The organism is Streptomyces sp. NPDC102259, assembly GCF_044766465.1.
Taxonomy (GTDB): domain Bacteria; phylum Actinomycetota; class Actinomycetes; order Streptomycetales; family Streptomycetaceae; genus Streptomyces.
In genome coordinates this window covers 441444-465965 of the sequence record NZ_JBIWMA010000005.1, presented here as the reverse complement: position 1 = coordinate 465965, position 24522 = coordinate 441444, and the positions used below count along the sequence as shown (strand labels likewise).

Sequence of the window (24522 nt, the reverse complement as noted above, 5' to 3'; positions counted from 1 at the left end):
CGGCCCGGACCGGCGCTCGGGCCGACGGCGCTCAGGCCGGCTCGATGTTGTGGTTGAAGCGGAAGACGTTGTCGGGGTCGAACCGCCGCTTCACGTCCGCGAGCCGCCGCGCGTTCGCCTCGCCGACGCCCGCCACGACCCGGTCGGCACCCTCGTCGCCGATGAAGTTGAGGTAGACCGCGCCCGTGCTCCACGGCTGTACGTCGGCCCGGACGTCGCGGACCCACTGGACGCACCGCTCGTCGTCCGCCGGGTCCTCCCACAGCCCGAAGGGGTGCACACCCCACGGCGCGTCGCGGTAGGGCACGGGGTACTCGTGCGGGCCTGCGGCGATCGCGCCGCCCTGCGGGAACAGCGCGTGCATGGTGCCGGTCGGCACGGGCATGGCCCGGCCACGGGCGCAGTAGACGTCCACGAAGTCGTCCGGGGCGCCCGTCAGGTACTCCGCCGACCAGTAGTTCCGCATCCCGGGGGGATCGTCGATCATGCACTGGACGTCGGCGTAGGGCATCGCCCCGACGACCTCGCTCTCGTGCGGCATCGCCAGCAGCGGTTCGGCGAGCTTGCGCAGGTCCGCCTCGGCGCCGGCGTACGTCAGCAGCACCCCGCACAGCAGCGAGCCGACCAGGTGCGGCGGGACGAACTCCTCGGGCGGGCCGGTGAGGTAGATGACGGCGCCGGACGCCTCGTCCGGGCCGGCCGTGATCAGGTCCCGGTAGGTGCGGGTGACCTCGGCGCCGAACTCGGGCAGGTACAGCAGCAGCGCGATGGAGAACTCGGGCAGCTCGTGCAGCTTCAGGGTGAGCGCGGTGGCGACGCCGAAGTTGCCGCCGCCGCCGTGCAGCGCCCAGAACAGCTCCGGGTTCTCGTCGGCGTTCGCGTGGACCTGCCGGCCCTCGGCGGTGACCAGCTCGACGCCGAGCAGGTTGTCGACGGCCAGCCCGCACGAGCGGTCCAGCCAGCCCGTGCCGCCGCCGAGGACGAAGCCGCCGACGCCGGTGGTGGAGGCCCGTCCGCCGGTCGTGGCCAGTCCGTGGGGCTGGCAGGCGCGATCCAGGTCGCTCATCGTGGCCCCGCCCGCGACCCGCACCGCCTCGGCGGCCGGGTCGACGGTGACCGCGCGCATGTGACGCAGGTCCACCACCACGGCGCCGTCGCCCAGCGCCATGCCCGCGACGCTGTGTCCGCCGCCGCGTACCGCGATGGGCAGGTCCAGGTCACGGGCGAAGCGCACCGACCGTACGACGTCGGACTCGTCCACGCACTGGGCGATCACCGCGGGCCGGCGGTCGATCATCGAGTTGAAGACGGTCCGGGCCTCGTCGTAACCCGGATCCTCCGGGGCGAACACGTCGCCGGTCAGTTCCTCGCGCAGCGCGGACAGAGCCGCGCCCGCCTTCGATGGGGAGGCCATGGGGCGCCCCCTTCCGGAAAGGGGCTGTTGGCTCCCAGCCTAGGCGGGCGGGCCGTGTCGGTCCTGTTCAGCCGCCGTAGGCCCCCGACGCCGTCAGGCGCAGGGCCGTGTCGATCAGCGGGACGTGACTGAAGGCCTGCGGGAAGTTGCCGACCTGGCGCTGGAGGCGCGGGTCCCACTCCTCGGCGAGCAGACCGAGGTCGTTGCGCAGCGAGAGCAGCTTCTCGAACAGCTTGCGGGCCTCGTCCACCCGGCCGATCATCGCGAGGTCGTCCGCCATCCAGAACGAGCAGGCCAGGAAGGCGCCCTCGTCACCGGGCAGGCCGTCGACGCCCTCGTCGCCGCCCGAGGTGGGGTAGCGCAGGATGAAGCCGTCCGGGGTGGAGAGCTCGCGCTGGATCGCCTCGATGGTGCCGATCACGCGTTTGTCGTCCGGGGGCAGGAAGCCCATCTGCGGGATGAGCAGCAGGGACGCGTCCAGCTCCTTGGAGCCGTAGGACTGCGTGAAGGTGTTGCGTTCCTTGTCGTAGCCCTTCTCGCACACGTCCCGGTGGATGTCGTCGCGCAGCTCGCGCCACTTCTCCAGCGGGCCGTCCGCGTCGCCGGACTCGATCAGCTTGATCGTGCGGTCGACGGCGACCCAGGCCATGACCTTGGAGTGCACGAAGTGGCGGCGCGGGCCGCGCACCTCCCAGATGCCCTCGTCCGGCTCGTCCCAGTGCTGCTCCAGGTAGCGGATCAGCTTGAGCTGGAGCAGGGAGGCGTAGTCGTTGCGGGCCAGGCCGGTCATGTGGCCGAGGTGCAGGGCCTCGGTGACCTCGCCGTACACGTCCAGCTGGAGCTGGTGGGCGGCCCCGTTGCCGACCCGGACCGGGCCGGAGTTCTCGTAGCCGGGCAGCCAGTCCAGCTCGGCCTCGCCCAGCTCACGCTCGCCCGCGATGCCGTACATGATCTGGAGGTTCTCGGGGTCGCCGGCGACGGCCCGCAGCAGCCACTCGCGCCAGGCGCGGGCCTCCTCGCGGTAGCCGGTGCGCAGCAGCGAGGACAGCGTGATGGCCGCGTCGCGCAGCCAGGTGTAGCGGTAGTCCCAGTTGCGGACGCCGCCGATGTCCTCGGGCAGGGAGGTGGTGGGCGCGGCGACGATGCCGCCGGTCGGGCCGTAGGTCAGCGCCTTGAGCGTGATCAGCGAGCGGATCACGGCCTCGCGGTAGGGACCGTGGTACGTACAGTGCTCGACCCACTCGCGCCAGAAGTCCTCGGTCGCCTGGAGCGACTGCTCGGGCTCGGGCAGCGGGGGCGGCTGCTTGTGCGAGGGCTCCCACGAGATCGTGAACGCGATCCGGTCACCCGGCGCGACGGTGAAGTCGGCGTACGTGGTCAGCGACTTGCCGTAGGTCTCGCACTCGGTGTCGAACCACACGGAGTCCGGGCCCGCGACGGCCACCGTGCGGCCCTCGTGCTTGTGCACCCACGGCACGACCCGGCCGTAGGAGAACCGCATGCGCAGCGCGGAGCGCATCGGGACGCGGCCCGAGACGCCCTCGACGATCCGGATCAGCTGGGGCGCGCCGTCGCGAGGGGGCATGAAATCGGTCACCCGGACCGTGCCGCGCGGGGTGTCCCACTCCGACTCCAGGATGAGCGAGTCGCCCCGGTAGGTGCGCCGGGCAGCGCGCGGCGGGGGCGCGTCGGAGGCGTGCGCGGGACCGAGGCGCCAGAAGCCGTGTTCCTCGGTGCCGAGCAGACCTGCGAAGATCGCGTGCGAGTCGAAGCGGGGCAGGCACAGCCAGTCGACTGTGCCGTCCCGGCAGACCAGCGCGGCGGTCTGCATGTCTCCGATGAGTGCGTAATCTTCGATGCGCCCGGCCACGTGCAACTCCAGTCGAACGGCCACGTCACCCCCATGTGGAACGGGGGCTGTCGCTAGTGCGGTCAAGGGGTCGTTGTAATGCGTCGTTGAGCGCTGAAGCAAAGCAGCCGCTCAGCCATATAGGCAAAACGCCGATTCCTGCTCAACGAACTGACGAGCTCTCGTTGTTCCGGTGGGGATACGGACTGGGGTGTGCCGTCTTGCCGACCGGGCTCGGCAGTGAGTGTCCGAGCAGGATACGACGCACGTAGATGATCTGCGTGCCGCTCCGGACAACGCGGGTGGGCCGAACGGGTGAGCAGCGGGTGAGGAACCGGTGCGCGGGGGCGGCCCGTGTCGACCTGTGCGCGGAGCGTGGCCGGAAGCCATCTCCCTGAGGCGCTGATACCCTGGTAGCCCGTGGACCGGTGGTCTCGAAGCCCCCGAACCGCACCTCCGAATCGCGACCACGGGAGCCCCCTCTTGGCCATGACGCCCAAATCCACGACGACCAAGCACATCTTCGTCACCGGGGGTGTCGCCTCCTCGCTCGGCAAGGGCCTGACGGCCTCCAGCCTCGGCATGCTGCTGAAGGCACGGGGTCTGCGCGTCGTGATGCAGAAGCTCGACCCATACCTGAACGTCGACCCGGGCACGATGAACCCCTTCCAGCACGGTGAGGTGTTCGTCACCAACGACGGCGCCGAGACCGACCTGGACATCGGACACTACGAGCGCTTCCTCGATCGTGACTTGGACGGCTCCGCCAATGTCACTACAGGCCAGATCTACTCGACGGTGATCGCCAAGGAGCGGCGCGGCGAGTACCTGGGCGACACCGTGCAGGTCATCCCGCACATCACCAACGAGATCAAGCACCGCATCCGCCGGATGGCCACGGACGAGGTCGACGTCGTGATCACCGAGGTCGGCGGCACGGTCGGCGACATCGAGTCGCTGCCGTTCCTGGAGACGGTCCGCCAGGTTCGTCACGAGGTGGGCCGGGACAACGTCTTCGTGGTGCACATCTCGCTCCTGCCGTACATCGGTCCCTCGGGTGAGCTGAAGACCAAGCCGACCCAGCACTCGGTCGCGGCCCTGCGGAACATCGGTATCCAGCCGGACGCGATCGTCCTGCGCTGCGACCGCGAGGTGCCGACCGCGATCAAGCGCAAGATCTCGCTGATGTGCGACGTCGACGAGGACGCGGTCGTGGCCTGCCCCGACGCCCGGTCGATCTACGACATCCCGAAGACCGTGCATGGGGAGGGCCTGGACGCCTACGTCGTCCGCAAGCTGGACCTGCCGTTCCGCGACGTGGACTGGACGACCTGGGACGATCTGCTCGACCGGGTCCACAACCCCGACCACGAGATCACCCTCGCCCTGGTCGGCAAGTACATCGACCTGCCCGACGCCTACCTCTCGGTCACCGAGGCGCTGCGCGCCGGCGGCTTCGCCAACAAGGCCCGCGTGAAGATCAAGTGGGTCACGTCGGACGACTGCAAGACCCCGGCGGGCGCCAAGGCGCAGCTCGAGGACGTCGACGGGATCTGCATCCCGGGCGGCTTCGGCGACCGCGGTGTGCTCGGCAAGGTCGGCGCGATCCGCTACGCCCGCGAGAACAGGATCCCGCTGCTGGGCCTGTGCCTGGGCCTGCAGTGCATCGTGATCGAGGCGGCGCGCAACCTGGCCGACATCGGCGACGCCAACTCCACCGAGTTCGACCCGGCCACCGGCCACCCGGTCATCTCCACCATGGCCGAGCAGCTCGACATCGTGGCCGGCGAGGGCGACATGGGTGGAACGATGCGCCTGGGCATGTACCCGGCCAAGCTGGCCGAGGGCTCGATCGTCCGTGAGGTGTACGACGACAAGGAGTACGTCGAGGAGCGTCACCGGCACCGCTACGAGGTGAACAACGCCTACCGCGCCGAGCTCGAGAAGAAGGCGGGCATCCTGTTCTCCGGCACCTCGCCGGACGGCAAGCTCGTCGAGTACGTCGAGTACCCGCGGGACGTCCACCCGTATCTGGTCGCCACGCAGGCGCACCCCGAGCTGCGCTCGCGGCCGACGCGTCCGCACCCGCTGTTCGCCGGCCTCGTGAAGGCCGCGGTCCAGCGGACCGTCGAGGCGGAGAAGACTTCGAAGTAACACACCAGTTGTACGGTGGCCGGGGTGCAAACCTTCAAGGGTTGGCGCCCCGGTTCTCGTTTGCGCACGTGGCACGTGGAAGGACGCATGGCATGACGATCAAGGACACCCCCGAGGCGTGGGAGATCCGGTCGAGCGAGACCCCGTTCGTCGGCAACAAGACCTCCGTCCGCACGGACGAGGTGGTCATGCCCGACGGCTCGGTGGTCCGCCGGGACTTCCAGGTCCACCCGGGTTCCGTGGCCGTCCTGGCCCTCGACGAGGAGGGCCGTGTCCTGCTGATCAAGCAGTACCGCCACCCCGTGCGGCAGAAGCTGTGGGAGATCCCGGCCGGTCTGCTCGACGTGCCGGGCGAGAACCCGCTGCACGCAGCCCAGCGCGAGCTGTACGAGGAGGCGCACGTCAAGGCCGAGGACTGGCGGGTGCTGACCGACGTCTACCCCACCGCGGGCGGCTGTGACGAGTCGGTGCGCATCTTCCTGGCCCGCGACCTGTCCGAGGCCGACGGGGAGCGCTTCGAGGTGGAGGACGAGGAGGCCGACATGGAGCACGCGCGGGTGCCGGTCGACGAGCTCGTCCGGGGTGTGCTCGCGGGCGACCTGCACAGCAACTGCCTCGTCGTGGGCGTGCTCTCCCTGGTCGCCGCGCGCACCGGCGACGGGCTCGACGCGCTGCGCCCGGCCGAGGCGCCCTGGCCGGCGCGGCCCTTCGAGGCGTGACACCCCCTTCCGCCCTCCTGGGACCGCCCATCGACCGCCCCTTCCGAGGCTGCCCCGCCCCCGACCGGTGTGACGATCGGCTGATCCGATCGGGGGATGTCTCGGCGGTGCCCGCCGCACTCCACCCGGAACGTCGCAGAGCGTGAACTAGGCTCGGGAATCGCCCGATCCGGAGTCCCGGCGGGCTTGCGCGTGCGGTGGGACGGGAGTGTGGCCCGTGACGGACCAGGCAGTGGACACAGGCGGCGTGCAGCTGTCGGGACACGCTGCGACAGAGGGCCATTTCCTGGGCCGGGTCCGGGAGTTGAAAGAACTGCGGGCCGACATCGAGCGCGCGGGGCTGGACACCATCTCCGGGAAGAAGGCGCCCCGCGCGCGCGTGCTCCTCATCGCCGGGCGGCCCGGCTCCGGGCGTACCGCGCTCGCCGAGGAACTCGTCAGGCAGGTCGCCGACCGCTACCGCGACGGCGTCCTTCGCGCCCGCCTCGCCGAGCCCGACGGCACCCCCGTGCCGGTCGAGCAGGCCGCCCGTGAACTGCTCACCGCGCTGAACGTGCCGGCCCCGCCGGGCGCCGACGAGGACGATCTCGCGGCCCTCCTGCGCCACACCCTCGCGGAGCGCCGCGTACTGCTCCTGCTCGACGACGCGGCCGGCGCCGAACAGGTCGACGCGCTGCTCCCGGACACCCCCCAGTGCCTCCTCGTCGCCGTCTCCGCAGGACCGCTCACCGGCATCGCGGACGTCCGCCCCTGCACCCTGGGCGGCCTGGACACCAAGTCCGCCCTCGAACTGCTCAGCCGCTACACCGGCTCGGTCCGCATCACCGTCGACCCGCGCTCCGCCGAGGGCCTCGTGGAGGCCTGCCAGGGCCAGCCGGCCGCGCTGAACCTGGCGGGCGGCTGGCTCGCCGCCCGCCCCAAGGCGGCCGTCGCCGACCTCGCCAAGCAGCTCCACGCGGAGGGCGACGAGGGCTCCCCGCTCAGCCGGGTCTTCCGGCTCGTGCACGCCACGCTGCCCGCCCCCGCCGCCCGGATACTGCGACTGCTCTGCCTGGCCCCGGCCGGCCTGGCCGACCCGCACACCGCCTCCGCGCTCGCCGGCTGCTCGGTGGGCGCCGCCCACACCACCCTGAGTGACCTCGCCGCCCTGGGCCTGTTGCGGACCGTGGCCTCCCCGCTGCCCCAGTACGAGGTGCCCGCCTGTCTGTACCCCCTGCTGCGCGCAGCGGCCGAGACCCACGAACGCCCGGCCGAGCTCCAGCTGGCCCGCGCCCGCATGCTGGAGCGGACGGTACGGCTGCTCCAGTCCTGCCGGGCCATCACCGAGACCGACAGCCCCCAGGCCCGCGAGAAGCTCCTGGGCCTGCCGAGCGCCCTGCGCTTCCCCACCCCGCGCGCGGCCGCCGACTGGCTGCGGGTCCGCCGGCCCGCCCTGCTCGCCTCGGCCCGTCTGGCGGTCGCCGACGGCGAGCTGGACACCCTGGCCCGCCGTCTGATGTCCCAGCTGGTCAGGGCGATGGTCGCGCACTTCGGCACGCAGGCCGCGGCGCCCGACCTGTACGGCGTCCACCAACTCGTCCTGGACGTGGCCGAGCGCCGGAACCTGCCCCGCGAGAAGGCCGCCGCCCTGCTGAACCTCGCCGACGTGGACGCCAGGACCGGCCGCACGGCGGAGGCCCTGGCGCGCTACCGGGCCGCTCTGGACGCCGGACGCGAGGCGAACGACCCGTATGCGATCGGTCGCGCGATGGAATCCGTAGGCGGCGCGCATCTCGAGCTCGGGGACTACGACCGGGCCGCCGACTGGTTCGGGCGGGCCCTCGCCCAGCGGCTGGCCCGCGACGAGCGCGCGGACGCCGCCCGGCTCTACGGCCGTATCGCCACCGCGCACACCTACGCGGGCCGCTACGGCGAGGCACAGCGGGCCTGGCGGGCAGCGGCCGCCGGGCACCGCAAGAACGGCGACGTAGGCGCTCACGCGCGGGCGCTGAGCGAGCTGGCCCGGGTCCAGGAGTACGCGGGGCGCCCCGAGGAGTCGCTGCGCACCTGCCAGGAGGCGGTGGAGTGGGCCCGGCGCGCCGAGGACACGCGTCTCCAGGCGGCGGTGCAGCTGCGGCTGGCCGACACCCTGGAGCATCTCGGCGACCCGGTGGCGGCCGGCCTGCACCGGGGCGCGGCCGAGCGCATCCTGGGAGAGGAGCTCCCGGACCGCGAACCGGAGCCGGAACCGGAACCGGAACCGGAACCGGAGCCGGAACCAAGGTCGGAAGCCAAGCCGGAACTCGGGTCGGAAGCCAAGCCGGAAGCCAGGTCGGAGCCGGAGTCGGGGCCGGAGCCAGGGCCGGAATCGGAGCCAGAGGCAGGGTCAGAACGGTCCGATCTCACGGAACACCGCGCTAACACCTGCGAAATCCGTAGTACATCCGCTGAAGATTGATGCAATGAAAGGCTAGACAGCGGGAACGCCTTCATTAGACTGGCTCTGCCGCACGTTCTCCTGCGGTGCATCCTGATGTGCCCTGTACCTCCGGGTATGTCTTTGCTGTGCCCCCACATCTACTGAGCCAAGGACCGTGATCGACGTGAAGGTCGGCATCCCCCGCGAGGTCAAGAACAACGAGTTCCGGGTGGCCATCACCCCCGCCGGTGTGCACGAACTGGTGCGCCACGGCCACCAGGTCGTCGTCGAACGCAACGCCGGTGTCGGCTCGTCCATCACGGACGAGGAGTACGTGGCCGCCGGCGCGCGCATCCTCGACACCGCCGACGAGGTGTGGGCCACCGCCGACCTGCTGCTGAAGGTCAAGGAGCCCATCGCCGAGGAGTACCACCGCCTCCGCAAGGACCAGACGCTCTTCACCTACCTGCACCTGGCCGCCTCCAAGGAGTGCACGGACGCCCTCGTCGAGTCCGGCACCACGGCGATCGCCTACGAGACCGTCGAGCTGCCGAGCCGCGCGCTGCCGCTGCTCGCCCCGATGTCCGAGGTCGCGGGCCGGCTGGCCCCGCAGGTCGGCGCCTACCACCTGATGCGCGCCAACGGCGGCCGCGGTGTGCTGCCCGGCGGCGTGCCGGGCGTGCTGGCCGCCAAGGCGGTCGTCATCGGCGGCGGCGTCTCCGGCTGGAACGCGGCGCAGATCGCCATCGGCATGGGCTTCCACGTCACGCTGCTCGACCGTGACATCAACAAGCTCAAGGAGGCCGACAAGATCTTCGGTACGAAGATCCAGACGGTCGTCTCCAACGCCTTCGAACTGGAGAAGGCCTGCCTCGAGGCCGACCTCGTCATCGGCGCCGTCCTCATCCCGGGCGCCAAGGCTCCCAAGCTGGTCACCAACGAGCTCGTGTCCCGGATGAAGCCGGGGAGTGTCCTTGTCGACATCGCGATCGATCAGGGCGGCTGCTTCGAGGACTCCCGTCCGACGACGCACGCCGAGCCGACCTTCCCGGTCCACGAGTCGGTCTTCTACTGCGTCGCCAACATGCCCGGCGCGGTCCCCAACACCTCCACCTACGCGCTCACCAACGCCACGCTGCCCTACATCGTCGAACTCGCCGACAAGGGCTGGGTGGAGGCGCTGCGCCGCGACGCCGCGCTGGCCAAGGGCCTCAACACCCATGACGGCAAGGTCGTTTACCGCGAGGTCGCGGAGGCGCACGGCCTGGAGCACATGGAGCTGGACCAGCTGCTCGGCTGAGCCGCCGCGCCGAGCCGCTCGGCCAAGTCGCCCCGGGGGAAAAGGCGATACGTCAACACAGGTCGTCAACCCCGTACACCCGGCCGGACCTTGCCCGACAAGGTCCGGCCGGATGTGTGTATGGTCACTTTGCGGCTCTCGGCCAACTCGCCTCGAACGTAACGCTTCGACCGATTCGTACACCGGCGAAACCTGCCGTGCGACGGCCGTACGCCCTTGACAGCGGGATGTTTCATTGCCGACACATCGGGCCGGGTACGGCGGATTGTGTTGCTGCGGACGCCCGACACGCCATAGAGTCGCCGACTGTCGGCATGGTGCCACGCTGACCTTGTCTAGAAGTTTCCTGGTCACCAAGGAGGTAAGACGACTTGTGAATGAGTCGACATTTGCTCCCGGGGGTGGTCAACCAGGAATGCCGACGCGGGCCCAGGTCTCCGCGGGGCACGAGGCTGTCGGCTCCGTCGCTGTCCGAACCTTCGCAGCCCACCAGAGCCAGCGCAGCCCTCATGTGGCTCTGTCAGCACACCAGAGCATGGATGGCCATTACGTGAACGCCATGGCCGGCGACGGAAGTGGCGCGCCCCGCAACCACTTCGCCGACTACGACGAACTGCCCGAAGGGCACTTCTACGATCCCGATGCCGAGTACGAGCCGGACCCGGAATACGCGGCCACGCTCGCGCCCGACGCGGCCCGACAGCGCCGTGAGCGCGTCGGTCCGACCGGACGCCCGCTGCCGTACTTCCCGATCCCGGGCCCGCTGACCCAGCACGGCCCCGCGACGATCATCGCGATGTGCAACCAGAAGGGCGGCGTGGGCAAGACGACGTCGACCATCAACCTGGGTGCCGCGCTCGCGGAGTACGGCCGGCGCGTGCTGCTCGTGGACTTCGACCCGCAGGGCGCGCTGTCGGTCGGTCTAGGCGTCAATCCCATGGAGCTCGACCTCACCGTCTACAACCTGCTCATGGAGCGGGGCATGGCGGCGGACGAGGTGCTCCTGAAGACAGCGGTCCCGAACATGGACCTGCTGCCCAGCAACATCGACTTGTCGGCCGCCGAGGTCCAGCTGGTCTCCGAGGTCGCGCGCGAGTCCACGCTCCAGCGTGCGCTCAAGCCGCTGATGGACGACTACGACTACATCGTCATCGACTGTCAGCCCTCGCTCGGTCTGCTCACCGTCAACGCCCTGACGGCCGCTCACAAGGTGATCGTGCCGCTGGAGTGCGAGTTCTTCGCCCTCCGGGGTGTGGCGCTGCTGACCGAGACCATCGAGAAGGTCCAGGAACGGCTCAACCCGGAACTGGAACTCGACGGGATCCTCGCCACGATGTACGACTCGCGCACCGTGCACAGCCGTGAGGTGCTCGCGCGTGTCGTCGAGGCCTTCGACGACCACGTGTACCACACGGTCATCGGGCGCACGGTCCGCTTCCCGGAGACCACGGTCGCCGGTGAGCCGATCACCACGTACGCCTCCAACTCCGTGGGCGCCGCCGCCTACCGTCAGCTCGCCAGGGAGGTGCTCGCCCGGTGTCCCGCCGAGTGAGTCTGCCGGGGGCCGACGAACTCTTCCGTACGACAGGGGGAATGGCGCTTCAGTCGTCCGCGCCCCGGCGCCCCGCCAACGGCGAGGCCCGGGTGCCCGCGCCGGCCGGCGAGAGCGACGGGGTGGCGGCCGGCGGTGCGCAGGACGCGCCGCAGTCCGTGCCCGCGCAGGGCGGTGACGGCGAGGGCGCCGAGCACGTGGCGGCCGACGCGGGTCGGACCGACACCGGGGAGTCCCGCACCCGGGGCGCCCCCGGGGAGCGGCCCCAGGGCCCGCAGGAAGGTTCTGCCTCCGCCGCCGACGGCCAGTCGCGCAAGCGCGGACGGCAGCCGTCCCGCAGGCCCAGTGGCCGGGAGCGGCACGACGAGAAGATCACCGTCTATGTCTCCGCCGAGGAGCTCATGGACCTGGAGCACGCCCGTCTGGTGCTCCGCGGCGAGCACGGGCTGGCCGTGGACCGGGGGCGCATCGTCCGCGAGGCGGTCGCCGTGGTCCTCGCCGACCTGGAGAGCCGCGGGGACGCCAGCATCCTCGTACGACGACTTCGCGGGCGGTAGCGGTAGCCTGCGGGGGCCATGACCTCGAACGACGTTCCCGTCCCCGGCCCCGGCGCAGCAGCCGGCCGTCGGCGTGCGCTGGGGCGGGGGCCCGGGACGTCGCCGGTCCCCGCCGAGCCGGAGCCCGAGGCGGCCGAACGGGACGCGGACCCGGACCCCGTCGTGCCGGAACCCGCCGTACCGGAGTCCGTGGACCTGCAACCGGCAGGCCCGGAGTCCGTAGACCCGGGACCGGCAGGTCCGGGACCCGTCGTGTCCGTGCGGGCGTCGGAATCCGTGGGCGCGGAGCCCGTTCGTGAGTCCCATGAGGCTCCCGACGGGGTCTTCAAGGTCCGCCTCGCCAACTTCGAGGGGCCCTTCGACCTGCTGCTCCAGTTGATCTCCAAGCACAAGCTGGACGTCACCGAGGTCGCGCTGTCGAAGGTGACCGACGAGTTCATGGCGCACATCCGGGCGATGGGGCCCGACTGGGACCTGGACCAGACGACCGAGTTCCTGGTCGTGGCCGCCACCCTGCTCGACCTCAAGGCGGCCCGGCTGCTGCCTGCCGCGGAGGTCGAGGACGAGGCCGACCTGGCCCTGCTGGAGGCCCGGGACCTGCTGTTCGCCCGGCTGCTCCAGTACCGGGCCTACAAGCGGGTCGCCGACGTCTTCACGCACCGGCTGGAGAGCGAGGCCCGGCGCTACCCCCGTACCGTCGGTCTGGAACCGCACCACGCCGAGCTGCTGCCCGAGGTCGTCATCAGCATCGGCCCGGAGGGGTTCGCGAGGCTCGCGGTCAAGGCGATGCAGCCCCGGGCCAAGCCGCAGGTGTACGTCGACCACATCCACGCGCCGCTGGTGAGCGTGCAGGAGCAGGCCGGGATCGTCGTCGCGCGGCTCCGGGAGCTCGGCGAGGCCAGCTTCCGCACGCTGGTGGCCGACACCGAGGACACCCTCACCGTCGTGGCCCGCTTCCTGGCGCTCCTCGAGCTGTACCGGGAGAAGGTGGTCGCGCTCGACCAGGAGACCGCGCTCGGTGAGCTGCTGGTGCGTTGGACCGGCGGGGACGGGGACGTCCAGCCGGTGGTCACGGACGAGTTCGACCGGCCGCCCGAGGAGCCCGAGAAGGAGACGAAGACGTGACCGAGCAGAGCGTCGCCGCACTCGACCTCAAGCCGGCCCTGGAGGCCGTCCTGATGGTCGTCGACGAGCCCGCGACCGAGGAACACCTCGCGAAGATCCTCCAGCGGCCCCGGCGGAAGATCGCCGACGCGCTGCGCGAGCTGGCCGACGAGTACACCGTGCAGGGGCGTGGTTTCGAGCTCAGGCTCATCGCGGGCGGCTGGCGGTTCTACAGCAGGCCCGAGTACGCGGCGGCCGTCGAGGGCTTCGTGCTGGACGGCCAGCAGGCCCGGCTCACCCAGGCGGCGCTGGAGACCCTGGCGGTCGTCGCGTACCGCCAGCCGGTCAGCCGCAGCAGGGTCTCCGCGGTGCGCGGAGTGAACTGCGACGGCGTGATGCGCACCCTGCTCCAGCGCGGTCTGGTCGAGGAGGCGGGCGCGGAACCCGAAACAGGTGCGATCCTGTACGTGACGACGAACTACTTTCTGGAGCGGATGGGCCTGCGCGGTCTGGACGAGCTCCCGGAGCTCGCGCCCTTTCTCCCCGAGGCGGAGGCGATCGAGGCCGAGATGCTGGAAGGGGTCCCGTCGTTCGATCCGGACGCACCGGACGCAGATGCAGACGACACGACGACGACGGAACTTTGATGCGAAGCAGTGGCAGCGGCAGTGGCAGGAACAACGGGCGCGGCAAGCCCCGGGGGACCGGCGGGGGCGGTTCCCAGCCGAGGGGTGGCTCGGGAGGCCGCGACGACAGGTCGAGGGGCGGTTCCGGAGGCCGCGACGAGCGGTCGAGGGGCGGTTCCGGAGGCCGTGACGACAGGTCGAGGGGCGGTTCCGCGGGCCGTGACGGCCGGTCCACGGGCGCGGGGGGCCGCGACGACGGGCCGAAGCGTCCGAGCAATCCCCGTCCCGAGGAGCGTCGCTACGACGTGGGCCCCGGCGCCACCCATGAGGGCCCGAAGGCCGGGCGCGGCGGTGCGGCCCGGGGCGGCGCCAAGGGCGGTCCCAGGCAGAGCCAGCAGCGTGGCGGACGCACGGAGCCGGCGCGCTCCCGCGAGTACGAGACGCGGGCCGAGGAGCGCAACCGGGACCGGTACGCCGAGAAGAAGGACGTCAAGCTGCCCAAGACCTTCCCGGGCGCCGAGCAGGAGGGCGAGCGGCTTCAGAAGGTCCTCGCGCGCGCGGGCTACGGCTCCCGGCGTGCCTGCGAGGAGCTGATCGAGCAGGCGCGGGTCGAGGTCAACGGCGAGATCGTCCTGGAGCAGGGCAAGCGGGTCGACCCGGAGAACGACGAGGTCAAGGTGGACGGCCTGACGGTCGCCACCCAGTCGTACCAGTTCTTCTCGCTGAACAAGCCGGCCGGCGTCGTCTCCACGATGGAGGACACCGAGGGCCGTCAGTGCCTCGGCGACTACGTGACCAACCGCGAGACGCGGCTGTTCCACGTCGGACGGCTCGACACCGAGACCGAGGGCGTCATCCTGCTCACCAACCACGGCGAGCTGGCCCACCGGCTGACCCACCCCAAGTACGGCGTGAAGAAGGTCTACCTCGCGCACATCGTGGGTCCCATCCCGCGTGACCTGGGCAAGCGGCTGAAGGACGGCATCCAGCTGGAGGACGGGTACGCGAAGGCGGACCACTTCCGGGTCGTCGAGCAGACCGGTAAGAACTACCTGGTCGAGGTGACCCTGCACGAGGGCCGCAAGCACATCGTGCGCCGGATGCTGGCGGAGGCCGGCTTCCCGGTCGACAAGCTGGTCCGCGTCTCCTTCGGTCCGATCACCCTGGGCGACCAGAAGTCGGGCTGGCTGCGACGGCTGTCCAACACCGAGGTCGGCATGCTGATGAAGGAAGTCGAGCTTTAAGGATCCCTGGGGCTCCCAGGGCTTGTGCGTGACCGCACCCCCTTTTTATAGTCGTGGTGACTATTAAAAAGGGGGTGCTCGGCGTGCGGGGTTACGACAAGTACGCCCACGAGCCCTTCGCCGTCACCGTCGACCTCGCCGTCCTCACGCTCCGCGCGGGCACCCTGCACGTCCTGCTCGTCGAGCGCGGGCAGGAGCCGTACGCCGGGCGGTGGGCGCTGCCGGGGGGCTTCGTGCGGCCGGACGAGTCCGCGGAGACGGCCGCCCGGCGCGAACTCGCCGAGGAGACCGGCCTGAAGGACGTCTCCGGACTGCACCTCGAGCAGGTGCGCACCTACAGCGAACCCGACCGCGACCCCCGGATGCGGGTCGTCTCCGTCGCCTTCGCCGCGCTGCTGCCCGACGCCCCCGAGCCGACGGGCGGCGGCGACGCGGCCCAGGCCCGCTGGCTGTCGTACGACGACGCGAAGCCGCTCGCCTTCGACCACGACCGGATCCTGGCCGACGCCCACGACCGGGTCGGCGCCAAGCTCGAGTACACCTGCCTCGCCACGGCCTTCTGCCCGCCCGAGTTCACCCTCGGCGAGCTCCAGCAGGTCTACGAGACGGTGTGGGGGACCGGCCTCGACCGGCCCAACTTCCGTCGCAAGGTGCTCGCCACCCCGGGCTTCGTCGAGCCCGTGCCCGGCGGCGCGCGCCTCACCGGCGGCCGCGGCAAGCCCGCCGCCCTCTACCGTGCGGGCGCCGCCACCGCGCTCCACCCGCCCCTGCTGCGACCGCCCCGGGAAGGACGCTCCGCATGACCACCTCGACCACCGTCAGGAAGCGCGCCACCGGGTCCCTGCTGGGACTCGCGCTGGGGGACGCGCTCGGGTTTCCGACCGAGTTCAACGACATTCCGTCGATCCTCGCCAAGTGCGGGCCCTGGCGGGAGATGGAACTGCCGAAGCGCGCCTTCGTCTCCGACGACACCCAGATGACCCTGGCCGTGGGGCGGGCCATGCGGACCGCCATGGACCGGGGGCTGCTCGTGCCGACGGCGCTCGCGCGCCCGCTGCGCGCGGAGTTCGTCGACTGGTACCAGTCGCCGGACAACAACCGGGCCCCGGGGCGGACCTGCCTGAAGGCGTGCAACCTGCTCAAGGACGAGAAGCGCGACTGGGCGGACGCCAGCCAGATCGGTTCCAAGGGCTGTGGCGCCAACATGCGGGTGGCTCCCGTCGGACTCGCCCCCGGGCTCAGCGACGAGCAGCGTGCGGGCGCCGCCCAGCTCCAGTCCGCCCTCACCCACGGGCACCCCACCGCGCTCGCCGCCTCCGACCTCACCGCCCACGCCGTACGGCTGCTCACCCAGGGCGCCGAGCCGGCGGCCCTGGTCGGGCTGCTGAGGGCCTACGCCGTCGACAACCGCTCCCGCTACCACCACCGTTGGCTCGGCGACCTGTGGACCCGCAGCCAGGACCCCACCCCGGAGCACTTCATCGAGCGCGGCTGGGACGAGTGCCTCGGCGTGCTGGAGCGGCTCCGGGAGGCGCTGGGCGACCCCGCGCCCGAGACCGACCCGTGCCTGGCCACGGGGGCGGGGTGGATCGCCGAGGAGGCCATGGCGACCGGTCTGCTGTGCTTCCTGCTGTTCCCCGACGAGCCGGTGACCGCGCTGCGCCGGGCCGCCTGCTCCTCCGGGGACTCCGACTCCATCGCCTGTCTGACGGGCGCCTTCGCGGGCGCGTACGCCGGGGCCGACGCCTGGCCGACGGCGTGGGCGGACCGGATCGAGTACCAGGGGGAGCTGGTGACCCTCGGGGCGCTCTGGGACCACTGACCCGCCCCGGGCTCAGGTCAGTCTGATCGCGCCGCCCTCGACCGTGATCTGCTCCTCGGGCAGCGGCTTCGGCGCCGGGCCGCCGGCCACCGAGCCGTCGGCGATGCGGAACTCGCTCTTGTGACAGGGGCAGTGGATGATGCCGTCGGCGATGCTGCCGACGGTGCAGCCCTGATGGGTGCAGACCGCGGAGAACGCCTTGAAGTCGTCCTTCGTCGGCTGGGTGACGACGACCTTCTCCTCCGCGAAGATCTTGCCGCCGCCGACGGGGATGTCGGTGGTCTTCGCCAGCTCCTGGCCGGCGGAGGCCTTCGGCGACTGCTCGGACGAGGAGCCGTTCTCGTTGCCGTACTCGCCGCAGCCCGTGGCGAGCGCGGCTGCCGCGCCGCCCGTCGCCAGGAGGACCGTGCGCCGTGTCGCGGGGAGGGTCATGTCGTCACTCCGAAAGTGCGGAAGAACCAGAGGGCCGAGGTCAGCCAGATGATCGTGAGCACGGCGAAGACGAGCCCGCCGACGATCGGCAGCAACCATCCCGGAAGTCGCTCCGAGCGGAGCAGCAGCATCTTGGCACTGAATGCGCCGAAGAAGAAGCAACCCAGGAGGGAGTGCCACATAACACGCGTTTCGTATGTCTGATAGCCAAGCGCGTACAGGCAGTGCACCGCAACCGGGACCGCGATCAGAAAGGCGGCCCGGCCCGACCAGCGGTGCAGCGTGCCGGACCAGGCGGGCCCCGGCAGCTTGCCGTACAGCATCGAGGCCGAGACGAGCTGGACCAGCGCGAAGAACATCGCGGTCGTCGCCAGCCAGGACTTGACCGCGCCCGTGCTGCTGAAGCCGGCCAGGTTGAAGGCCGTCCCGGCCGGGTCGTGGACCTTGCCGTACACGCCCAGGGCGAGCGCCACGGCGGCGGCGACCAGCGCCGGGACGAGGTAGCGGGTGGGGTGCGGGCCGCGCCGCGCGGGATCGGGGCCGGGGAAACTCTGGGTGGCGGCGTTCGGGTCGACGGTCATGGTGGCTCCCTGCTCGAAGGGGTCAGGGCGTGGCGGGGCGGGCCGTGAGCTGCTGTCCGTCGACCGTCACCGCGCCGGTCTCCGGGTCGATGCGGGGCGCGGGGGAGGGCTTGCCGTCGCGGGTGAGGATGCCGACCTGGCTGCCGTCCTTCAGCACGATCCAGCCGCCGTCGATCTTCGCGGAGCGCACGGTGGCCGTTGCCTTCCACAGCCCGGACGGCTTCTTCGCCCGGTCCGCCGCGAAGGCATGCCGCCCACCGCCCACGGTGACCGTGCCGTCGATCCGCCTGCCGTCCTGGAGCGTGCCGTCCAGCTTCGCGCCGTTCTCGCCGGTCAGCCGCAGCGTGCCGTCGTCCTCGACGTCGCCCTTGAGCCAGGACTCCTCGGTGTGGCCGTCGCAGTAGTACGCGATCGCTTTGCCGTCGCGGACGGAGACGGCGATCGCCGCCGCGTCGTCGTCCGTGCGGCCGGCGTAGTCGGCGGCGGCGGCCGGGACGCGGGAGGGCGTGGGCGTGGGGGTGGGCGCGGTCGAGGGGGCGCTCCGGGCGGGGGCCGGGCTCGGTGACTTCTCCTGGTACGAGGACGAGGCGGTCTTCGTCCCCGTCGTCGCGTTGAGCGTCAGCAGGAACAGGCCGAGCACCAGTCCGGCGAGAAGAGTGAGCAGGGGTCCTGGACGCTTCATGTCGGGCCTTCCCCGATGAGGGTGTCCTGCCGTCAGAGTGTCATGAGAGCGCAGGTCGCACCCGCCGTAAAGGGCGTGCGGGGGCGTTCTCGTCTCGGCACTCGGGCGGCACGCACCGGACCGGCGCGGGCTGACTAGGCTGGCTGCGTCAGGAGCCGTAGTCGGCAGTCGGTACTTCAGCAAGGAGCAGCGCCGTGGCGGTACGAGCGGTCCGGGGAGCCGTCCAACTCGAGCGGGACGAGGCCGGCCACATGGACGAGCAGGTCGGAGCCCTGCTCACCGCCGTCCTGGAGCGGAACTCGCTCGGCGCCGACGACCTGATCAGCATCTGGTTCACGGCCACGCCCGACCTGCACAGCGACTTCCCGGCGGCCGCGGCCCGCAAGCTCGGCATCGTCGACGTGCCGCTGATCTGCGCCCAGGAACTCGACATCGCCGGCGCCATGCCGCGGGTCGTGCGCATACTCGCGCACGTCGAGACCGACACGGCGCGCGCCGACATCAACCACGTCTACCTCGGCGCCGCGGCCGCCCTGCGCCGGGACATCGCCCAGTGAGGACCGCGCTCGTCATCGGAACAGGGCTGATCGGCACGTCCGCCGCGCTGGCCCTCGCCCAGCGGGGTGTCGTCGTCCACCTCGCCGACCACGACCCCGGGCAGGCCCGTACGGCTGCGGCGCTCGGCGCCGGCACCGACGCGGAGCCCGAGGGCCCGGTCGACCTCGCGATCGTCGCCGCTCCGCCCGCCCATGTGGCCGGTGTCCTCGCCGACGCGATGCACCGCGGGGTGGCCCGCGGCTACCTCGACGTGGCCAGCGTGAAGGGCGGCCCGCGCCGCGAGCTGGAGGCACTCGGCCTCGACCTGTCGGCGTACATCGGCACCCACCCCATGTCCGGCCGGGAGAAGTCGGGGCCGCTGGCGGCGACCGGCGACCTCTTCGAGGGCCGGCCCTGGGTGCTGACGCCGACCCGGGACACCGACACCGAGGTGCTGAACCTTGCCCTGGAGCTGGTCTCGCACTGCCGTGCCGTCCCCGTGGTCATGGACGCGGACGCCCACGACCGCGCGGTGGCGCTGGTCTCCCACATGCCGCACCTGGTCTCCAGCATGGTCGCGGCGCGTCTGGAGCACGCCGAGGAGGCCGCCGTACGGCTGTGCGGGCAGGGCATCAGGGACGTCACCCGGATCGCCGCCTCCGACCCCGGCATGTGGATCGACATCCTGTCCGCCAACCCGGGGCCGGTCGCCGACCTGCTCACCGACGTCGCCGCCGACCTGGAGGAGACGGTCCGCTCCCTGCGCGCCCTGCAGTCCTCCGACGACGCCAAGCGCCGCGAGGGCGTCGACGGCGTCCAGGACGTGCTGCTTCGCGGCAACGCGGGCCAGGTCCGGGTCCCCGGCAAGCACGGGGCCGCTCCGCGGGCGTACGAGGTGGTGGCGGTGCTCATCGACGACCAGCCCGGTCAGCTGGCCCGCATCTTCGCCGACGCCGGACAGGCGGGCGTCAACATCGAGGACGTCCGCATCGAGCACGCGACCGGCCGGCAGGCGGGTCTGGTGCAGCTGATGGTCGAGCCGAAGTCCGCGGTGGTGCTGTCCTCGGCGTTGCGCGAGAGGGGCTGGGCGATCCGGCAGTAGGGCGTTCCCGCGGCCCTGGCGCCCGGCGCGGACCAGGTACCGGCCGGACGAGTGACGCGCGGCCGGTAACCTTGTGCGGGGCGCGGTCGCGTCCCGCACATCCACCGCCTCGCACCAGGAAGGTGTCCCCCCGTGGAAAACGGCGCCGCCCAGCCCGTGATTGTCGCCATCGACGGCCCCTCCGGCACGGGCAAGTCGAGCACGTCCAAGGCCGTGGCCGCCCAGCTCGGGCTGAGCTACCTGGACACCGGCGCCCAGTACCGGGCGATCACGTGGTGGATGGTGACCAACGGGATAGACATCGAGGACCCCACGGCGATCGCCGCCGTTGCCGGCAAGCCGGAGATCCTCTCCGGCACCGACCCGGCCGCCCCGACGATCACGGTCGACGGCATCGACGTGGCCGGCCCGATCCGCACCCAGGAGGTCACCGCCAAGGTCAGCGCGGTGAGCGCCGTACCCGAGGTGCGGGCCCGGATCACCGAGCTCCAGCGCTCGCTGGCGACCGCCACCGAGAAGGGGATCGTCGTCGAGGGCCGCGACATCGGCACGACCGTGCTGCCCGACGCCGACCTGAAGGTCTTCCTCACCGCCTCCGCGGAGGCCCGTGCCGCCCGGCGCAGCGGCGAGCTGAAGGGCGCGGACGTCCAGAGCACCCGGGAGGCGCTGATCAAGCGCGACGCGGCCGACTCCTCCCGCAAGACCTCCCCGCTCGCCAAGGCGGACGACGCCGTCGAGGTCGACACCACCGAGCTGACGCTGGACCAGGTCATCGAGTGCGTCGTCACCCTCGTCGAGGAGAAGCGGGCCGCGAAGTGAGCGCCGGGTCCACACCCTCCGAGAAGGGCGCCGAGGTCGGGCGGCGCATCGGCGTCGGCCTGATGTACGGGCTGTTCAGGCCCCGGGTGCTGGGCGCCTGGAAGGTGCCGGCGAGCGGCCCGCTGATCTTCGCGATCAACCACTCGCACAACGTCGACGGCCCGATGGTGATGGGCGTGGCGCCCCGGCCGACGCACTTCCTGATCAAGAAGGAAGCGTTCATCGGCCCCCTCGACCCGTTCCTGACCGCCATCGGCCAGCTCAAGGTCGACCGGGACACCACCGACCGGACGGCGATCACCCGCGCGCTGGGCGTGCTGGAGAACGGCGGGGTCCTCGGGATCTTCCCGGAGGGCACCCGCGGCGAGGGCGACTTCGCCGCCCTGCGCGCCGGGCTCGCGTACTTCGCGGTGCGCGGCGGGGCCCCGATCGTGCCCGTCGCCGTGCTGGGAAGTTCCGAACGGCGCGGACGGTTGATAAAGGCACTGCCCCCGCTGCGCTCCCGCGTCGACGTCGTCTTCGGCGATCCTTTCGACGCGGGCGACGGCAGCGGACTGCGTACCCGCAGGGCGCTGGACGCGGCCACCGAACGCATCCAGAAACAGCTGGCCGAACACCTGGAAAACGCCAGGCGCCTGACCGGGCGCTGAGCGACACTGGACACCGAGTAGTGGATCAACCCGAACAAAACGGCTGCTCCACCGATCACCACGAATGAACGACGAGGTACGGACTTCATGAACGACCACATCCAGCCCGACGGCTCGGAAGCCTTCGAGCACGATCACGGGGCGCTCGGCGACGCCGAGTACGCGGAGTTCATGGAGCTCGCCGCCGTCGAGGGCTTCGACGTCGAGGACGTCGAGGGGGCGATCGAGGCCGCCGGGCACGGGCCGCTGCCGGTGCTCGCCGTCATCGGCCGCCCGAACGTCGGCAAGTCGACCCTGGTGAACCGGATCATCGGCCGCCGCGAGGCCGTCGTCGAGGACAAGCCGGGCGTCACCCGCGACCGCGTCACCTACGAGGCCGAGTGGGCGGGCCGCCGCTTCAAGCTCGTCGACACCGGCGGCTGGGAGCAGGACGTCCTCGGGATCGACGCCTCCGTGGCCGCGCAGGCCGAGTACGCGATCGAGGCCGCCGACGCCGTCGTCTTCGTCGTCGACGCCAAGGTCGGCGCCACCGACACCGACGAGGCGGTCGTACGGCTGCTGCGCAAGGCCGGCAAGCCCGTCGTGCTGGCCGCCAACAAGGTCGACGGCCTGAGCGGCGAGGCCGACGCGACCTCCCTGTGGTCCCTGGGCCTCGGCGAGCCGCACCCGATCTCCGCCCTGCACGGCCGTGGCACCGGCGACATGCTGGACGCCGTCCTGGAGGCGCTCCCGGAGGCCCCCGCGCAGACCTTCGGCACCGCGGTCGGCGGCCCGCGCCGCATCGCGCTCATCGGCCGCCCGAACGTCGGCAAGTCCTCGCTGCTGAACAAGGTGGCCGACGAGGACCGGGTCGTCGTCAACGAGGTCGCGGGCACCACCCGCGACCCGGTCGACGAGCTGATCGAGCTCGGCGGCGTGACCTGGAAGTTCGTCGACACGGCGGGCATCCGCAAGCGCGTCCACCTCCAGCAGGGCGCCGACTACTACGCCTCGCTGCGCACCGCGGCCGCCGTCGAGAAGGCCGAGGTGGCGGTCATCCTGATCGACGCCTCCGAGTCCATCTCGGTCCAGGACCAGCGCATCGTCACCATGGCCGTCGACGCGGGCCGCGCCCTGGTCATCGCCTACAACAAGTGGGACACCCTCGACGAGGAGCGCCGCTACTACCTGGAGCGGGAGATCGAGACCGAGTTCGCCCAGGTCGCCTGGGCGCCCCGGGTGAACGTCTCGGCGCGCACCGGCCGGCACATGGAGAAGCTGGTCCCGGCGATCGAGGCCGCGCTGGCCGGCTGGGAGACCCGCGTCCCGACGGGCCGTCTCAACGCCTTCCTGGGCGAGCTGGTCGCCGCCCACCCGCACCCGGTCCGGGGCGGCAAGCAGCCGCGGATCCTGTTCGGCACCCAGGCCGGAACCAAGCCCCCGCGGTTCGTCCTCTTCGCCTCCGGCTTCATCGAGGCGGGCTACCGGCGCTTCATCGAGCGCCGTCTGCGCGAGGAGTTCGGCTTCGAGGGCACGCCGATCCACATCTCGGTGCGGGTGCGCGAGAAGCGCGGCGCCAACAAGAAGAAGTAGCGGCGAAGAAGTACCGGCGACACGGCTGGAGGGCGGCACCCGTCACGGGTGCCGCCCTCCAGCCGTGATCGGCGATCAGAAGGTCCTGCGGGGGGCCGGCGGGAGCGCCGCGGGGATGTGGTGCATCGCGGTCGGCGCGGGCTGCTGGCCGAGCTGCCCGACCCGCTGCCACTGGGACTGCTGGCCCACCCGCGCGCTCTGCGCCCCCGCGCTGTAGGCGCTGTAGGAGCTGCTGAACGACCCCGGGCGGGGTGCCGGGTAGGTGCTCGGGCTGTGCGGGATGTTCCCGAAGGCGGTGAACCCCAGATCGTCCTCGCCGCTGCGGTCGCCCGGCAGCGAACGGAACGTCTTGACGTACTCGGCGTAGAGCGCGTCGTAGATCGGGGTGGCCGATGGGCCGCCCTGAGCGTCCTGAGCCAGTCGTGCGGACGGGATCGACTGGAAGGACGGGCGGCGGGGAACGTCGTAGGTGTGCACGTATGTCCAAACGACGCGGCACGGGAAGAGATGCGGCTCGACAGGCCTCGTCAGGGGGGCGCGGGGCTGCGTCCATGGACGGCCTTTCAGCCGCCGTACGACCGCAGTCCCCGCCCGGTGGGCGAACTCAGGTGCCGGCGAGCGGAAGCGCCGCCCCGACCAACTGCCCGTTGGCCGCGGCCTTGTCCAGCGCGCCCCGCAGCAGGTCCTCCCGGGGCTGACGCCCGATCGAGCCCACCGGCGCCGCGAACATCAGCACCTGCTGGTGCTTGTTGGCGGCGGCCCGCCACCCCTCCGTCACCTGCAACGGCTGGTGCGCCTGCCACCAGGCGACCGGCTGCCCGCCGTTCACCGAGGGCTGGAGCACCGCGTGCAGCTGGCCCATCGCGAGCAGCACGGACCAGCCGTGCTGCACCGGCGGCACCTCGGTCAGCTCGGACAGCGGCATGAAGCCCTGCTCGATGAGCAGCGGCAGGAAGTCGTCGCCGGCGCCGGTCGTGCCGGGCCGCACGATGGGCGCGGTCGGCTCGACGACCAGGGCCGGGTGCAACTCCCCGGCGATCAGGACGAGTCCGCTGGTGACGCCGAGCACCGCCTGCTCGGGTGCCACCTTGTCGGGGTCCAGGTCGACGGTGTCGCCGCTGATGGAGCGGACCGCGCCCTGGAGCTGCTCCTCGGTGACCTGGACGACCTGTGAGGGTAGGCAGGTGGAGTGGGCGAAGGCGAGGACGGCGGTCTCGTCCCCGATGAACAGGACGGTGCTGGTGCGCTCGTTCTCGGAGTCGCCCGGGGTGCGGCAGGACGTGCAGTCGTAACTGCCCGGGGCGTTGTCTCCGGCGAGCAGCCGGTCGGCTTCTTCGTCGCCGATCTCGGCGCGTACCTCGTCGCTGACGTCGAGCATGCGCGGCACGGGTGGCTCCCTCGGATGCGG

At 71.6% G+C, this 24522-nt stretch carries 23 protein-coding genes; 16 read left to right on the top strand and 7 right to left on the bottom strand.

Features of this window, described 5'->3' with window-relative positions; all coding sequences use genetic code 11:
* Positions 1 to 31: 31 nt before the first annotated feature.
* Both ACIRPU_RS16290 and ACIRPU_RS16285 read right to left on the bottom strand, forming a co-directional pair.
* On the bottom strand, positions 32 to 1414 hold the full coding sequence (locus ACIRPU_RS16290; protein WP_403867163.1) for an FAD-binding oxidoreductase: 1383 nt from the start codon (positions 1412 to 1414) through the stop codon (positions 32 to 34).
* A gap of 67 nt (positions 1415 to 1481) precedes the next feature.
* The gene (locus tag ACIRPU_RS16285; protein WP_355705094.1) at positions 1482 to 3284 is read right to left on the bottom strand and encodes a glycoside hydrolase family 15 protein; all 1803 of its coding nucleotides are present in this window, start codon (positions 3282 to 3284) and stop codon (positions 1482 to 1484) included.
* Between the two features lie 468 nt (positions 3285 to 3752).
* On the opposite strand from ACIRPU_RS16285, the gene ACIRPU_RS16280 reads away from it, so the two are divergent.
* From ACIRPU_RS16280 to ACIRPU_RS16230, 11 genes are all read left to right on the top strand, one after another.
* Positions 3753 to 5417, top strand: a complete 1665-nt coding sequence (locus ACIRPU_RS16280; RefSeq protein ID WP_403867160.1) for a CTP synthase — start codon at positions 3753 to 3755, stop codon at positions 5415 to 5417.
* A 92-nt stretch (positions 5418 to 5509) separates the two neighbouring features.
* Entirely contained in the window at positions 5510 to 6136 is a 627-nt protein-coding gene (locus ACIRPU_RS16275; protein ID WP_384120495.1) for an NUDIX domain-containing protein, read from the top strand.
* Positions 6137 to 6353: 217 nt separating this feature from the next.
* Positions 6354 to 8573, top strand: coding sequence for a tetratricopeptide repeat protein (locus tag ACIRPU_RS16270; RefSeq protein WP_403867157.1), 2220 nt, complete (start codon positions 6354 to 6356; stop codon positions 8571 to 8573).
* A 136-nt stretch (positions 8574 to 8709) separates the two neighbouring features.
* The gene (ald, locus tag ACIRPU_RS16265; RefSeq protein WP_403867154.1) at positions 8710 to 9834 is read left to right on the top strand and encodes an alanine dehydrogenase; all 1125 of its coding nucleotides are present in this window, start codon (positions 8710 to 8712) and stop codon (positions 9832 to 9834) included.
* A 415-nt stretch (positions 9835 to 10249) separates the two neighbouring features.
* Positions 10250 to 11386: a ParA family protein gene (locus ACIRPU_RS16260; RefSeq protein ID WP_355704954.1), complete on the top strand. Its 1137-nt coding sequence runs from the start codon at positions 10250 to 10252 to the stop codon at positions 11384 to 11386.
* On the top strand, positions 11371 to 11943 hold the full coding sequence (locus tag ACIRPU_RS16255; RefSeq protein WP_384120502.1) for a hypothetical protein: 573 nt from the start codon (positions 11371 to 11373) through the stop codon (positions 11941 to 11943). Before ACIRPU_RS16260 ends, ACIRPU_RS16255 begins: the two co-directional genes overlap by 16 nt.
* Before the next feature lie 18 nt (positions 11944 to 11961).
* Entirely contained in the window at positions 11962 to 13068 is a 1107-nt protein-coding gene (locus ACIRPU_RS16250) for a segregation/condensation protein A (RefSeq protein WP_403867149.1), read from the top strand.
* Positions 13069 to 13121: 53 nt separating this feature from the next.
* On the top strand, positions 13122 to 13694 hold the full coding sequence (gene scpB / locus ACIRPU_RS16245) for an SMC-Scp complex subunit ScpB (RefSeq protein ID WP_355705095.1): 573 nt from the start codon (positions 13122 to 13124) through the stop codon (positions 13692 to 13694).
* Positions 13694 to 14917, top strand: coding sequence for a pseudouridine synthase (locus ACIRPU_RS16240; protein WP_403867146.1), 1224 nt, complete (start codon positions 13694 to 13696; stop codon positions 14915 to 14917). The genes scpB and ACIRPU_RS16240 overlap by 1 nt, the downstream gene beginning before the upstream one ends.
* Before the next feature lie 56 nt (positions 14918 to 14973).
* Positions 14974 to 15720 (top strand): NUDIX hydrolase, encoded by a 747-nt coding sequence (locus ACIRPU_RS16235; RefSeq protein WP_403867143.1) that lies wholly within the window; start codon positions 14974 to 14976, stop codon positions 15718 to 15720.
* Complete coding sequence (locus ACIRPU_RS16230; protein ID WP_403867141.1) at positions 15717 to 16739, top strand: ADP-ribosylglycohydrolase family protein; 1023 nt, start codon at positions 15717 to 15719, stop codon at positions 16737 to 16739. Before ACIRPU_RS16235 ends, ACIRPU_RS16230 begins: the two co-directional genes overlap by 4 nt.
* Before the next feature lie 12 nt (positions 16740 to 16751).
* On the opposite strand, the gene ACIRPU_RS16225 is transcribed toward ACIRPU_RS16230, so the two are convergent.
* The 3 genes from ACIRPU_RS16225 to ACIRPU_RS16215 are packed head-to-tail and all read right to left on the bottom strand — an operon-like array spanning position 16752 to position 18434.
* Positions 16752 to 17171, bottom strand: a complete 420-nt coding sequence (locus ACIRPU_RS16225; protein ID WP_403867138.1) for a Rieske (2Fe-2S) protein — start codon at positions 17169 to 17171, stop codon at positions 16752 to 16754.
* The gene (locus ACIRPU_RS16220) at positions 17168 to 17752 is read right to left on the bottom strand and encodes a DUF6529 family protein (protein ID WP_384120514.1); all 585 of its coding nucleotides are present in this window, start codon (positions 17750 to 17752) and stop codon (positions 17168 to 17170) included. The genes ACIRPU_RS16225 and ACIRPU_RS16220 overlap by 4 nt, the downstream gene beginning before the upstream one ends.
* 22 nt (positions 17753 to 17774) lie before the next feature.
* Complete coding sequence (locus ACIRPU_RS16215) at positions 17775 to 18434, bottom strand: hypothetical protein (protein ID WP_403867135.1); 660 nt, start codon at positions 18432 to 18434, stop codon at positions 17775 to 17777.
* Between the two features lie 194 nt (positions 18435 to 18628).
* Between ACIRPU_RS16215 and aroH the strand changes: the two genes are divergently transcribed.
* The 5 genes from aroH (at position 18629) to der (ending at position 23114) form a co-directional block, all read left to right on the top strand.
* Complete coding sequence (gene aroH, locus ACIRPU_RS16210; RefSeq protein ID WP_351768370.1) at positions 18629 to 18991, top strand: chorismate mutase; 363 nt, start codon at positions 18629 to 18631, stop codon at positions 18989 to 18991.
* Entirely contained in the window at positions 18988 to 20073 is a 1086-nt protein-coding gene (locus ACIRPU_RS16205; protein WP_403867132.1) for a prephenate dehydrogenase, read from the top strand. The genes aroH and ACIRPU_RS16205 overlap by 4 nt, the downstream gene beginning before the upstream one ends.
* Before the next feature lie 132 nt (positions 20074 to 20205).
* Positions 20206 to 20892, top strand: coding sequence for a (d)CMP kinase (cmk, locus tag ACIRPU_RS16200; RefSeq protein WP_403867129.1), 687 nt, complete (start codon positions 20206 to 20208; stop codon positions 20890 to 20892).
* Positions 20850 to 21542: a lysophospholipid acyltransferase family protein gene (locus ACIRPU_RS16195; protein WP_403867126.1), complete on the top strand. Its 693-nt coding sequence runs from the start codon at positions 20850 to 20852 to the stop codon at positions 21540 to 21542. The genes cmk and ACIRPU_RS16195 overlap by 43 nt, the downstream gene beginning before the upstream one ends.
* Before the next feature lie 87 nt (positions 21543 to 21629).
* A complete protein-coding gene (gene der, locus ACIRPU_RS16190; RefSeq protein ID WP_355704965.1) occupies positions 21630 to 23114 on the top strand; it encodes a ribosome biogenesis GTPase Der in 1485 nt (494 codons plus the stop codon).
* A gap of 75 nt (positions 23115 to 23189) precedes the next feature.
* Here der and ACIRPU_RS16185 read toward each other — a convergent pair whose 3' ends face one another.
* Together ACIRPU_RS16185 and ACIRPU_RS16180 are read right to left on the bottom strand one after the other, a co-directional pair.
* Positions 23190 to 23591 carry a hypothetical protein gene (locus ACIRPU_RS16185; protein WP_403867123.1) on the bottom strand — a complete coding sequence of 134 codons (402 nt, stop codon included), beginning with the start codon at positions 23589 to 23591 and terminating at the stop codon, positions 23190 to 23192.
* Positions 23592 to 23718: 127 nt separating this feature from the next.
* Complete coding sequence (locus ACIRPU_RS16180; protein ID WP_351762857.1) at positions 23719 to 24501, bottom strand: hypothetical protein; 783 nt, start codon at positions 24499 to 24501, stop codon at positions 23719 to 23721.
* Positions 24502 to 24522: the final 21 nt, after the last annotated feature.